At 54.8% G+C, this 12208-nt stretch carries 10 protein-coding genes; 5 read left to right on the top strand and 5 right to left on the bottom strand.

Translation table 11 applies throughout. The features are described from left to right. Positions 1-134: 134 nt before the first annotated feature. The gene (locus M8006_RS12930) at positions 135-1409 is read right to left on the bottom strand and encodes an O-acetylhomoserine aminocarboxypropyltransferase/cysteine synthase family protein (RefSeq protein WP_250082841.1); all 1275 of its coding nucleotides are present in this window, start codon (positions 1407-1409) and stop codon (positions 135-137) included. Positions 1410-1547: 138 nt separating this feature from the next. Here M8006_RS12930 and M8006_RS12925 point away from each other — a divergent pair, with 138 nt between their 5' ends. The 5 genes from M8006_RS12925 to M8006_RS12905 are packed head-to-tail and all read left to right on the top strand — an operon-like array spanning position 1548 to position 6733. Beyond that, positions 1548-3272, top strand: a complete 1725-nt coding sequence (locus M8006_RS12925) for a SulP family inorganic anion transporter (protein WP_250082838.1) — start codon at positions 1548-1550, stop codon at positions 3270-3272. Positions 3273-3277: 5 nt separating this feature from the next. Further along, positions 3278-4402: an MlaE family ABC transporter permease gene (locus tag M8006_RS12920; RefSeq protein ID WP_250082836.1), complete on the top strand. Its 1125-nt coding sequence runs from the start codon at positions 3278-3280 to the stop codon at positions 4400-4402. Further along, complete coding sequence (locus tag M8006_RS12915) at positions 4402-5178, top strand: ABC transporter ATP-binding protein (protein WP_250082834.1); 777 nt, start codon at positions 4402-4404, stop codon at positions 5176-5178. The genes M8006_RS12920 and M8006_RS12915 overlap by 1 nt, the downstream gene beginning before the upstream one ends. Then, on the top strand, positions 5178-6128 hold the full coding sequence (locus tag M8006_RS12910) for an MlaD family protein (RefSeq protein WP_250082832.1): 951 nt from the start codon (positions 5178-5180) through the stop codon (positions 6126-6128). Before M8006_RS12915 ends, M8006_RS12910 begins: the two co-directional genes overlap by 1 nt. Beyond that, positions 6125-6733: an ABC-type transport auxiliary lipoprotein family protein gene (locus M8006_RS12905; protein ID WP_250082830.1), complete on the top strand. Its 609-nt coding sequence runs from the start codon at positions 6125-6127 to the stop codon at positions 6731-6733. Before M8006_RS12910 ends, M8006_RS12905 begins: the two co-directional genes overlap by 4 nt. On the opposite strand, the gene M8006_RS12900 is transcribed toward M8006_RS12905, so the two are convergent. The 4 genes from M8006_RS12900 to M8006_RS12885 form a co-directional block, all read right to left on the bottom strand. Beyond that, entirely contained in the window at positions 6710-8563 is a 1854-nt protein-coding gene (locus M8006_RS12900; protein WP_250082828.1) for a protein kinase domain-containing protein, read from the bottom strand. The genes M8006_RS12905 and M8006_RS12900 overlap by 24 nt on opposite strands. An 86-nt stretch (positions 8564-8649) precedes the next feature. Next, positions 8650-9915 carry a 2-oxo acid dehydrogenase subunit E2 gene (locus M8006_RS12895; RefSeq protein ID WP_250082825.1) on the bottom strand — a complete coding sequence of 422 codons (1266 nt, stop codon included), beginning with the start codon at positions 9913-9915 and terminating at the stop codon, positions 8650-8652. Between the two features lie 31 nt (positions 9916-9946). Then, positions 9947-10924, bottom strand: coding sequence for an alpha-ketoacid dehydrogenase subunit beta (locus M8006_RS12890; RefSeq protein WP_250082823.1), 978 nt, complete (start codon positions 10922-10924; stop codon positions 9947-9949). Between the two features lies 1 nt (position 10925). Continuing rightward, positions 10926-12128, bottom strand: a complete 1203-nt coding sequence (locus M8006_RS12885; protein ID WP_250082821.1) for a thiamine pyrophosphate-dependent dehydrogenase E1 component subunit alpha — start codon at positions 12126-12128, stop codon at positions 10926-10928. Between the last annotated feature and the right edge of the window lie 80 nt (positions 12129-12208).

Genomic DNA, 12208 nt, shown 5'->3' with positions numbered 1-12208 from the left:
GTGTTCATCCGTGAGCATTTGTCGGGGCATCGCAAGCTCGCAGTTTGTTGGCGTGAGAACCTCTATTCTGCGAGCTTGCCCCTATCCTGCCAAATCATCTTCGATCAAACGTCAACACGCCCTAGTATTAGCGGTTAGACCTTAGCCGTAGCCAATGCTTGGTCAATATCGGCAAGTAAGTCATCAACGTGCTCAATGCCAATCGACAAGCGCACCATATCGGGCGTTACCCCGGCCGTTTTAAGCTCATCCTCGTTTAACTGCCGATGCGTCGTTGACGCCGGAATGGAAGAACAGCTTTTGGCATCGCCAATATTCACCAAGCGCAAAATCAACCCCAATGCATCATAGAAACGCTCGCCGGCGGCTTGACCTCCTTCAATGCCAAAACTCAAGATGCCAGAAGCATGCCCCTGCATGTAACGCTTGGCCAAGGCATGATCCGGGTGGCTCTCAAGCCCTGCATAGTGAACCCACTTCACCTGAGGGTGCGCTTCCAGGTGTTTTGCCACTGTTAAGGTATTGGCACAAATACGCTCGATACGCAGCGATAATGTCTCAAGCCCCTGAAGCAAATTCCAGGCGGCTTGCGCCGAAAGTGCCGCCCCCATATTACGCAACGGGACAACACGGGCACGCGCGATAAACGCAGCGTCACCCACATCGCGGGTGTAGCTGACGCCGTGGTAGGAGACATCTGGCTCGGTCAAAAGAGGAAAGCGGTTGGCGTTTTCTGCCCATGGGAAGGTACCTGAATCGATAATAACCCCGCCAACGGTGGTACCGTGACCACCAATATACTTGGTCGCCGACTGCACAACGATATCGGCCCCGTGCTCAATTGGTCGGCACAGGAAAGGTGTCGCCGTGGTGTTATCAACGATGACCGGTACGCCATGGCGGTGAGCGATCTCAGCGAGTTTGGCAATATCCACCACGCCGCCTGATGGGTTACCGATGCTTTCGCAGAAAACGGCTTTCGTGCGCCCATCAATCAAGCCTTCAATACCGTCAAAATCATCCTTATCCGCAAAGCGCACGTTAATGCCTTGACGCGGCAAGGTGTGAGCGAAAAGGTTGTATGTGCCGCCATAGAGCTCGCTAATGGAGACGATATTATCACCCGCCTCGGCAATGGTCTGAATTGCGTAGGTAATCGCCGCCATGCCCGACGCGACAGCTAACCCGGCGATGCCGCCTTCCAGCGCGGCCAAGCGCTGCTCCAGCACTGCACACGTTGGGTTCATAATGCGCGAATAGATATTGCCTTCGACCTTAAGATCAAAAAGATCCGCGGCGTGCTGGGCATTATCAAACGAAAACGAAGTCGTTTGATGAATGGGTACCGCCACGGCGTGCTGATTATCAGGCTCGTAGCCATGATGGAGGGCGAGGGTTTCACGTTTCATAGGTGACTCCTTTATAGGGTTCGAATATCCGCCTGCTTGCATCGATGCTAAACAAGCCTCAACGTTAAGACCAATATCGTTTAATCTGGTCATCATCGCGTTGTCGCGACTTTTTTGCCCCAACTTGCTAAAAGGCTCATGCTCAAACGTTACGTTCCCATTTTGGCCTGGCTACCCCATTATCATCGACGCTTATTGGCAGCCGATGCGTTGGCGGGCCTGATTGTTACCGCCATGGTGATTCCGCAATCGCTTGCCTACGCGCTGCTTGCAGGTCTACCGGCCGTTGTCGGCCTTTACGCGAGTATACTCCCGCAACTATTTTATACGTTGTTTGGCACCAGTCGTACCTTAGCCATTGGCCCTGTGGCCATTATTGCCCTAATGACCGGCGCAGCTCTTTCTAACGTTGCCACTCCAGGTAGCGCGATGTATTTGGAGGCAGCACTTGTACTCGCGCTGCTTTCTGGCGCCATATTGGTCATCATGGGCTTGCTAAAAATGGGCTTTTTTAGCAACTTCTTAAGCCACCCGGTGATTTCAGGTTTTCTCACTGCGTCGGGCATCTTGATTGCCGCCAGTCAACTCAGCGCACTGTTAGGCGTGGAAAGCAGTGGATTTACGCTCGTTGAGCGATTGATGACACTGCTAACCAACCTAGCCGCGTTTAACCTTCCAACGGCGATTATTGGGGCGAGCACGCTAGCGTTTTTGGTGCTGATGCGCCGCTACGGCAAAAGCAGCTTGCAGCGCATCGGCTTTTCGCTTGGGCTGGCGGATCTTATCGCCAAGGCAGGCCCTGTCTTTGCCGTGATAGCCACCACACTGGCAACTTGGTATTGGCAACTTGACAGTGCCGATGTTGCCACCATCGGCAACATCCCGACCGGCTTGCCACCGTTAAGCTTCCCCTGGTCAAATTCTTCGTTATGGTCGGCCCTTTTTATCCCAGCCCTGCTAATTAGTTTGGTCGGGTTTGTGGAATCGGTTTCTATGGGGCAGATGCTGGCGGCTAAACGCCGCCAACGTATTTCTCCTAATCAAGAACTCATCGGCTTAGGCGCTGCCAACTTAGCGGCAGGCGTCACCAGCGGTATGCCGGTCACCGGCGGGCTATCGCGTACGGTCATTAACTTTGATGCCGGTGCGCAGACTCCCGCAGCGGGGGCATTCGCCGCCTTGGGTATTGCGCTGGTCACATTTGCGTTTACCGGCTGGCTTTACTACTTACCCATCGCCACCTTGGCGGCCACCATCACGGTGTCGATCTTAACCCTGGTGGACTTTCCCACGCTACGCCAAACCTGGCGCTATTCACGCAGTGATTTTGCCGCGATGGCGATTACCATCACGCTAACGCTTGTTGAGGGCATTGAAGCAGGGATCATTGGTGGCATCACGCTTTCGATTGCGCTTTTTCTTTACCGCACCAGCCGCCCGCACAGCGCCCTAGTGGGTTGCGTGCCAGGTACCGAGCATTTTCGTAATATCACCCGCCACGATGTTGAAACCGTCGACCACGTCGCGCTGTTGCGCATTGACGAAAGCCTTTATTTTGCCAATGCCCGCTATTTAGAAGACACACTCTATAACTTGGTCGCGAGTCGCCCGGCACTGGAGCACGTCGTGATTGTCTGTTCGGCGGTCAATTTGATCGACGCATCGGCGTTAGAGAGCTTGGAAGCCATCAACGCGCGGCTAAAAGATTCCAACGTCACGCTGCATTTGGCAGAGGTCAAAGGGCCGGTGATGGATAAACTAAAACTAAGCGACTTTCTTGAGGCGTTAACCGGCCGCGTTTTTTTAAGTACATACGCGGCCTGGCGAGAACTAAGTCGCCCAACTGAAATCCCTGAGGAGTGAGATCAGTGGATGATAATGCTTCGTCCCCCGCCCACATCGAAGCTAACGGCGAGCAGCTGGTACTGACCGGCGACTGGACACTTTTACACTTTACCCGTATCCAGCGCCTGCTAGCGAAAATTGACTCCGACCGCTTTGCTACGCTATGCCTTGATAACGTGACACGCCTCGATACCGCCGCGGCGCAGTTACTCATTGAGTGGTATGGACCCACTCGCATACAGGCGCTTACATCGATGTTACCCGTTAAGCGTAAGAGCCTGATAATAAGCGTGACGGAAGCAATCACTACCCAGCAGCGAGACTCACCACTTGAGCCAACTTCGAGTGCGTTAACCCAGGGGCTTGCATTGATTGGCCAGCATATCGAGTCGCTTTTTTTGCAGCAAAAGTATCTGCTTGGCTTTTTGGGTTTGGTGCTTTCAGCGCTGGCACGCACGGCCTGGCGGCCTAACCGATGGCGCGTCACCGCAACGGTTTCTCATATTCAGCAAACCGGACTCAATGCCGTGCCCATCGTGATGTTATTGACGTTCATGGTGGGTGCTGTGGTGGCCTTTTTGGGCGCCACTGTGCTAGAAAGCTTTGGCGCGACGATTTACACCGTAAATTTGGTCGTGTTCTCGTTTCTGCGCGAGTTTGGTGTACTGCTAGCAGCCATTATGCTGGCTGGGCGTACCGCCAGCGCCTTTACCGCGCAGCTAGGCTCCATGAAGTCCAACGAAGAACTCGATGCGCTGCGCACCCAAGGCCTCGACCCGATTGAGCTTTTAGTACTGCCGCGTGTGCTTGCGCTGTGGGTCAGCCTGCCCCTGCTCGCCTTTATTGGTACACTCAGTGGCATGTTAGGTGGTGCCTTAGTCGGCGTTATTGCACTGGATATTCCGCTAGCCCAATTCATTCGCATTGTTGAGCGTGATATTGCCGTCACGCACTTTTTCGCAGGTATCGTAAAGGCCCCGCTATTTGCTCTTGTGATTGCGCTGATTGGCTGCGCGGAAGGATTTAAGGTCAGTGGTAGCGCTCAATCGGTGGGCGAGCACACCACCTCAAGTGTGGTGCAATCGATTTTTATGGTCATTTTGCTGGATGCGCTCGCCGCGCTCTACTTTATGGAGATGGGCTGGTAATGGATGACACCGTTATTGATATTGAGCGTTTGGAAAACCGCTTTGGTACGAATGTAGTGCACCAAGATCTTAACTTAACCTTAAAGCACGGTGAGATTTTAGGTGTAGTGGGCGGTTCGGGTACCGGGAAATCGGTACTCTTGCGCAGCATCGTCGGGCTCAAGCCGATTGACGCCGGGGAGATACGCGTCTTTGGTCAACGGTTAAATACCTTAAGCGCGGCGCAACGTGCCGCCGTTGAACGTCGCTTTGGGGTATTATTTCAGCAAGGCGCACTTTATAGCTCGCTGAACCTGGAGGAAAATATTGCGCTGCCATTGGTGGAGCATACACCGCTATCGCGCCAAGACGCTGAACATATCGCCCGTATGAAGCTAGCGCTTGTGGGGTTAAATCCCAGTGCAGCGCAGCAAATGCCCGCTGCGCTTTCGGGAGGTATGGTAAAGCGTGCAGCGCTTGCCCGGGCACTGGCCCTCGACCCAGACGTGCTTTTTTTGGATGAACCCACCGCTGGACTTGATCCCATCAGCGCCGCCAAGTTTGACCAACTACTTTTAACACTACGCGACGCATTAGGCTTTTGTGTTTTTCTCGTCACTCACGATCTTGATACGCTCTATACCGTTTGCGACCGGGTTGCGGTGATATCGCAAAAACGCGTGCTCGTCGCTGATACCCTTGCCAACGTGGCCGCCACTGATGATGCGTGGATACAAGACTATTTTCACGGTCCGCGTGGACGCGCGGCAACCCATGCGGCCCAGGAGGCAACTTAATGGAAACACGCGCCCACCATGTGGTCATTGGCCTGTTCACACTGCTGACGCTAACGGGCGCTGTGCTGTTTTCGCTATGGATGACGAAAGCCAGCATGGAGCGTGAATACCAGCACTTTGAAGTGGTATTCAATCGCGCGGTTAGTGGCTTGAGTGTCGGTAGCCGAGTGGAGTATAGCGGTATCGACGTGGGTAACGTCGTCAATATGCGTCTAAACCCCAACGACCCCCGTCAGGTATTGGCGTTAATACGCGTTGAGAGCAGCGTCCCGATTAAACAAGATACCCGAGCGCGTTTAGGGCTTGCCAATATCACTGGCAGCATGACCTTACAGCTTTACGGCGGCACCCCCGAAAGCCCTATGCTTGCCTCATCAGACGGCTCGCTGCCACAAATTTTGGCCGAACCCTCACCGCTTGATTCGCTGCTCTCCGACGGTGAAGCGATCGTGGGTAATGTCAGCCAGTTGCTAAGCAACCTCAATACGCTCTTTGAACAAGAAAGCACAGAGCGTATAAGTCAAATTATTGCCAACGTAGAGTCCATCAGCGGAGGGTTAGCCAGTCAGCAGCAACAGTTTGAACTTAGCGTAAGGGAATTCACCGCCCTCACCCAAGAAGCGCGAGAAACACTGGGACAGCTTCGTTTGCTTAGCCAAGAGGCCAACCGGCTTCTTACGCAGGAAGGAAATGAACTTGTGGTTTCCTCTACGCGTGCCGCTGAGTCGATAAACCAAGCGTCTCAGCGCTTAAGTGCTTTAATTGATACCAATGCCCCCGCGCTTAAAACAACGCTAGAAAACTCAGCAGCCAGCTCTCAGTCGCTTGCCCCTGCAATGGAAGAGCTGCGCACGACGCTCAACAACCTCAACCGCGCGGCTCGACGCCTAGAAGAGAATCCGCGAGACTTTCTCTTCGGCGGCGATAGCATTCAGGAGTTTCGGCCATGAGATACCCCAAAATCCTTAAATTTCCTTCGCTTCTCTTGCTGATCGCCTTACTCATCAGCGGCTGTTCGGTACTGCCCGAAACGACGCCAAATCAACTGTACCGACTTCCTGCGCCAGGGATCAAAGCGATTGACGCCCCGCTCCAGCCGGTGGTGCTAAGCGTGCTCCCCCCAGCGGCCGGTAGGCTTTTGGGCAGCGACAGCATTGTCGTTTGGCCGCATGGGAACCAAGTCAGCGTTTACGGCGGTGCACGCTGGTACGAAGACGCGCCTGCCATGTTACAAAGCGCATGGATTGAGGCCATCCAACAAAGCGCGATTGTCAGCCACGTGAGCGCTGACCGCCAAGGCGTTGATTACCAACTCACCAGTGAATTACGGGACTTTCACATCGTCTATACCGACGGCACGCCTCTGGCGGTGATGCGCGTAGACCTTGTGCTACAAGACAGCGCTAGCGGCGAGCGCCTTGCCACTACCCAACTTCAGGCCTCGCAGGCCGCCAATAATGAAAGCGTCGATGCCGTTGTCAACGCCCTTGGCATAGCGGCCGAAAATGTCAATCAAGCTCTAGTTCAATGGCTATACCTCATGCTGGAGCGCTAAGAACTTGCGTGGATCGCGCGGATAAAAACGCTCAGGCTGACGCGCAAGGTGGGTGAACGCGCGAGTATCTTTGTAGGGCATCTTCATATAGCCCGAAACACCGAGACCCTCAATATCGGGCACAGCGGCTAATATTACCGCCAGTTGGCGCTGAAACTCGGCTTCCTGATGGGCATCAAGCAACCGATAGTAGCTATGAATTTTGAGATGCTCCGGTAACGCCTCGAAAATAATCATGCCGGTGTGGTGGATGGCGTTGAGCCGCTCAAGCGCCATGATAATCGGCGATGGCAAGGCAAGATGCTCTTCCGGATCAGGACCGTCTTCGAAGTAACTGTGCTGACGCGAGCTATCCTCCACCTCAGGCATATCGCTCACCTCATAGGGAATCGTCATTGAAGGCTCGGGATAAAACGACTCACTTGCCGAGTTGCGTTCTAGGTGAAGCGTTTTACGCGCATCGAACAGGCAGCTTTTGAAAACACCTTGACGGTGAATGGCGCGCGCAAGATGCACCATATTGTTCACCGCCTGGGTAAAAGCGGGTTTTAGCGCCGGGTCGTGCAGGTTAAGCGACGAATCGATATACACCCCCTCACGCCCCCAGTGTACCGCCAACCCCCCTACCACGGGGTATTTCCCCAACCGACTGACCGAGGCCAAAAACGCTTTTTCGGTTTCACCCATGCCTTGCATGAACTGCTTGTAGTAGCGGTCAAGCTGCACGTCATTGACGTCGTTAAGGGTTTCCACGACGTTGGCTTCACGCAAGAAGGATTTACGCGAGCTATATACCACGGTATCGATCTCACGCTCGCTCGGCCGCGCCCACACAGGAATCAGCGGCAAAGGCTCCGGTGAAGGCAAGTCCAGCATGACAAGGTTGGCCAACCGCGGCATCGCGTCTAGAAAGTGATCCCCGGCGCGACGGCGCACCGCCGGATCGCTATCCAGCATACCATCTAACGTGCGAGCAAATTCCATCGGCAACCCTAGCGACGTGGCGGGGATCGCCCGATAGCCAAAGCGGCAAGATTGTGCCGACGCCAGCGCATACAGCGTACCCGCCGCGCCCTGCTCGTCAAAACGCGGCGAGGACAACGCGCCGTTAAGCTGCTCCTCGCCAATAAAGTAGACATCGCCCAACCGCGCGTTAGTTTGCTGTAGGTCTGACGACATCAACTCCATCACATTGGCGGCGACAAACTGAAGCTTGGCATCAAGCTGGGCAAACACTGACGATCCCCAGTCGATCAATGCAATCGCTTCGCGCGCAGGGTCAAACACCAAATTGGAGGGTTTAATATCGCCATGCACCACGGGGCGCGCTTGGGGACCGGATTCCCGCCGCAGCGCCTTGAGAATATCCGCCAACTGGGCGGCAATCCGCACGATCAAACGCGGGGATAGCCTACCTTCGCGCAGCGAGACTTCTTCTAGGTTCCAACCGGGCGCGCGCTCCATGGCTAAAATCGACTGGCCGTGCACGCGTTGATACGCTTCCAGTGCGGGTATTCGAGGGTGTACGACTTGCTCCAGCATAAACGCCTCCTCCTCAAGGCGTTCCTGCAGGTGAGTAGGCAGCGTGATTCGCGAGAACTTAAACACCAAATCGCGCGGAATCTTTCCCCGCGACGGCGTGGTACGCCCGGCAAACACGAAGCCGTAAGCGCCCTTGCCAATCAGCTCGATATCCCGGTAACCCAGCTGGGATAGCTGGGTTTGGCATAGCGCTACCCACTCTTTTAACTTGCGCGCATCCTGGTGACTGAGTAGGTAGATCGATTGATCTTCCGGGATGTAAAACTGCTGCAAAGGCGCTGCGGTCATGGCTAGCTCCTATTTTTAAAAGCGCCTATTCTTCAAAGCTTTTATCCATTAAATCCCTTATCCATCAAAGCCCATATCGGTCAACGCTAGCGCAATTGCAGCAGCATCGTCTCAGGCGCTTCCAGATACGCTTTCCACTGGTTACAAAAACGCGCAATGGTGCCACCGTCAATAAAGCGGTGATCGCCCGCCCAGGTGACGGTAAGTATTGCCCGGCGCGTCACATTCCCTGCCGAATCAAAGCGCGGCAACCACTGTGTTTTACCGATGGCCACAATCGCCCCTTCCGGTGCGTTGATAATTGGCGATGCGTACGTACCGCCCATCGCACCAATGTTGGAGATGGTGATCGTGCCACCCTTCAGGTCTGCCTGCTCGACACGCCCTTCTCGCGCGGCCTGGGTCAAGCGTCCGACTTCACCGGCAATTTCCATCAGTGAGAGCGCCCCAGCATTTTTCACATTGGGCACCAAAAGTCCTACCTTACTATCCACCGCCATGCCGATATTACACTCGGGGTAATAAGCCAGCTCGGTGGCCTCGGGGTTTAGCTGGGCATTGAGAATCGGGTGCGCCTCTACGGCCAACGCCATTGCTTTCATGAAAAATGGCATCAGCGTCAATCGCGCACCGAGTGTCTCCGCTTGGGGCTTCAAACGCTCACGCAGCGCAAGCAGCTCGGTTACATCAATTTCTTCACCGTACTGAAAGTGCGGGATGGTCGAGGCGGCGGCCACCATCTGTTTAGCCATGGCGGCGCGCATGCCGCGTAGCGGCTCTACCCGTGGCGCTTTTTGCGAGGCGGGGACACCCGTATGCGTTTTCGGTGCATCCAGATACCCCAAGACGTCCTCTTTCAAGACGCGGCCATCCTTGCCTGAACCCGTAATCGCGGCTAAGTCCAGACCGTGTTCACGTACCAACCGGCGCACGGCGGGGCTTGCTGGTGTTTTGCCGTAGGCACCGCCTGCTAGGGCCACTGACGTTTCAGTGCTTTCCTGCTCGGGTACCGTTTTTGGCGCTGGCGTTGCCGTTGGCTGTTGCGTATTTTCCTGCGACGCGGAAACGCTTGCTTTCTCACTCGGTGCGTCAGTGCTATCTGATGACGCCGTCTCACCTTCCGCCTGGTAGGCGTAAAGCGGCGCATGCACTTTGGCGATTTGCCCTTGGTCCACGTAAAGCTTGGTCACCACCCCGGGCTCGGGCGCGGTGATCTCAACCAGCGCCTTGTCGGTCATGACCTCTACAACCGGCTGATCTTCTTCGATGGTGTCGCCTTCGGCTACGCGCCATTCGACCACTTCACACTCAACAATCCCTTCGCCGATATCCGGCAGCATAAAATCGCTCATCACTGTCTCCTCTTATGCACGTCAATCGGCATTAAAAATTAACGCTATGTTGAATCGCTTCGAAAATTTTCAGGTGATCGGGGAAGTACTCCTTTTCCAGCGTCAGCGGGAAAGGCGTATCCAGCCCCGTCACCCGTGCGGTGGGCGACTCTAAATAGAGGAAACAACGCTCTTGAATTGTCGTGGCGATTTCACCGGCAAAGCCACCGGTTAACGGTGCTTCGTGGGTAATGACCAAACGCCCGGTCTTGAGGACCGACTCCGCCACGGTATCCGCATCCCAAGGCAACAGGCTGCGCAGATCGATCACTTCACAGGCAATACCCGCTTCTTCGGCAAGCGCCACGGCTTTTCCGATCACTTCCATCTGTGCGCCCCAGCCCACCACGGTGACATCGGTCCCTTCCTTAGTGATTTCCGCTTCGCCAATTGGCAGTTGGTAATCTTCCTCGGGCACCTCACCGGTGGAAGCGCGGTAAAGACGCTTAGGTTCGAAAAAGATCACCGGGTCGGGATCGCGAATAGCAGCAAGAAGCAAGCCTTTCGCTTGATAGGGGTTGCGCGGCATCACCACTTTCAAGCCGGGCGTATGGGCAAAATATGCCTCAGGCGATTGCGAGTGGTAAAGACCACCGTTGATGCCACCGCCATAGGGGGTGCGAATGGTTAAACCACCAACGTTGAAAAGATCGCCCGAGCGGTAGCGAAATTTCGCGGTCTCGTTCACGATTTGATCAAACGCGGGAAAGATATAATCGGCAAACTGAATCTCGGCGACCGGCACTCCGCCTTGGGCGGCCAAACCATTGGCAAACCCAACAATACCCTGTTCAACCAGCGGGGTATTAAAGCAGCGTGCTTTGCCATACTTTTCTTGCAAGTGGCTCGTCGCACGAAAGACACCGCCGAAGACGCCAACATCTTCGCCAAAGCAGACCACTTTTTCATCTTCCGCCATGGCGATATCCAAGGCGTTATTGATGGCTTGCAGCATGTTCATCGTCGGCATGTTATTTCCCCTCCGGCTGGTTAGCGTCATCGCGCACATCAAGATCAAGCGACTTCGCCCCTAGCGGGTACGCCTCGGGGTAACGACGGATATGCTGCTTAAGGGCATCAAACTGATGCTGCAACGCTGGCGTCACATCGGCGTATACATCGCTAATCAGGGTATCGAGTGACGGAGACGGGCGTTTTTCAGCGCGTTTCATCGTGTCTAACACCTCGCGACGCAAACGCTCCTGCGTTTCTGCCTCTTCGTCATCGCTCCACCAGTCCTTATGGCTTAACCATTTTTGCATGCGCAGGATAGGGTCTTTTAACCGCCACGTTTCCTCTTCACTTTTAGCGCGATAACCAGAAGGGTCATCCGAGGAGGAGTGAGCGGCCAAGCGGTACGTCATTGCTTCGATCAACACCGGTTGGTTTTTCTCCACGGCGATCTGACGTGCCTTGCGAGTCGCTTCGTATATGGCCAACACATCGTTACCGTCCACGCGAATGACGTGCATGTGATAACCAAACGCGCGCGGTGCGATGCCATCAGCAGCAAACTGTTCGTTCGCCGGAGTGGAAATGGCGTAACCGTTATTACGGCAGAAGAAGATCACCGGCACTTTATGTACCGAGGCCATGTTTAGCGCCGCATGAAAATCGCCTTCAGAAGCGGCGCCCTCACCAAAAAACGTCATCGTGCATTGACCTTCTCCGGCCAGTTTCTGCCCATAAGCGTAACCGGTTGCTTGTGGAATCTGGGTCGCGAGCGGAGAGGAAATGGTCATGTAGTGCAGTTTGCGCGAGCCATAGTGCACAGGCATCTGACGCCCTTTGCCGTAATCGAGCTCATTACCAAAGAGTTGGTTCATAAACTCATCGAAGCTAAAGCCTCGATACATCAGCGCACCTTGCTCACGGTATTGCGCCATGATCATGTCGGCATCATCAAGGGCTGCGGTTGCGCCCACGACGGCTGCCTCTTCACCGGTACACTGCATATAGAACGATAGCCGCCCTTGGCGCTGAGCAGCCATCATCCGCTCATCCAGAATGCGGGTCGCCAGCATGGCGTGATAAATGCGGCGGGCATGATCCCGAGTCAACTCGGGGGCTTGCGCTTCATCGTGAAGCTCGCCCTCCGGGTCCAAGACCCTGAAGGTGGGTATCGAAAATTCATCACCGGTCATAAAGTCCGGCGCGTAACTCGTTTGTGTCATGGTTATTGTCCTTGTCTTGCCCCTTTTGAGGGCAGTGTTGTCGGTTTTTTCCTGTTATACCAGGGGATTTCCCTAATATC

Source organism: Halomonas llamarensis (assembly GCF_023555005.1).
Classification (GTDB): Bacteria; Pseudomonadota; Gammaproteobacteria; order Pseudomonadales; family Halomonadaceae; genus Vreelandella; species Vreelandella llamarensis.
Note: the sequence above shows the minus strand (reverse complement) of the source record. Positions and strands in the feature narration are given on the sequence as shown.

Coding starts and splice junctions, on each gene's coding strand:
- M8006_RS12930 (WP_250082841.1), bottom strand. CDS start 1,409: ATGAAACGTGAAACCCTCGCCCTCCATCATGGCTACGAGCCTGATAAT.
- M8006_RS12925 (WP_250082838.1), top strand. CDS start 1,548: ATGCTCAAACGTTACGTTCCCATTTTGGCCTGGCTACCCCATTATCAT.
- M8006_RS12915 (WP_250082834.1), top strand. CDS start 4,402: ATGGATGACACCGTTATTGATATTGAGCGTTTGGAAAACCGCTTTGGT.
- M8006_RS12910 (WP_250082832.1), top strand. CDS start 5,178: ATGGAAACACGCGCCCACCATGTGGTCATTGGCCTGTTCACACTGCTG.
- M8006_RS12905 (WP_250082830.1), top strand. CDS start 6,125: ATGAGATACCCCAAAATCCTTAAATTTCCTTCGCTTCTCTTGCTGATC.
- M8006_RS12900 (WP_250082828.1), bottom strand. CDS start 8,563: ATGACCGCAGCGCCTTTGCAGCAGTTTTACATCCCGGAAGATCAATCG.
- M8006_RS12895 (WP_250082825.1), bottom strand. CDS start 9,915: ATGAGCGATTTTATGCTGCCGGATATCGGCGAAGGGATTGTTGAGTGT.
- M8006_RS12890 (WP_250082823.1), bottom strand. CDS start 10,924: ATGCCGACGATGAACATGCTGCAAGCCATCAATAACGCCTTGGATATC.
- M8006_RS12885 (WP_250082821.1), bottom strand. CDS start 12,128: ATGACACAAACGAGTTACGCGCCGGACTTTATGACCGGTGATGAATTT.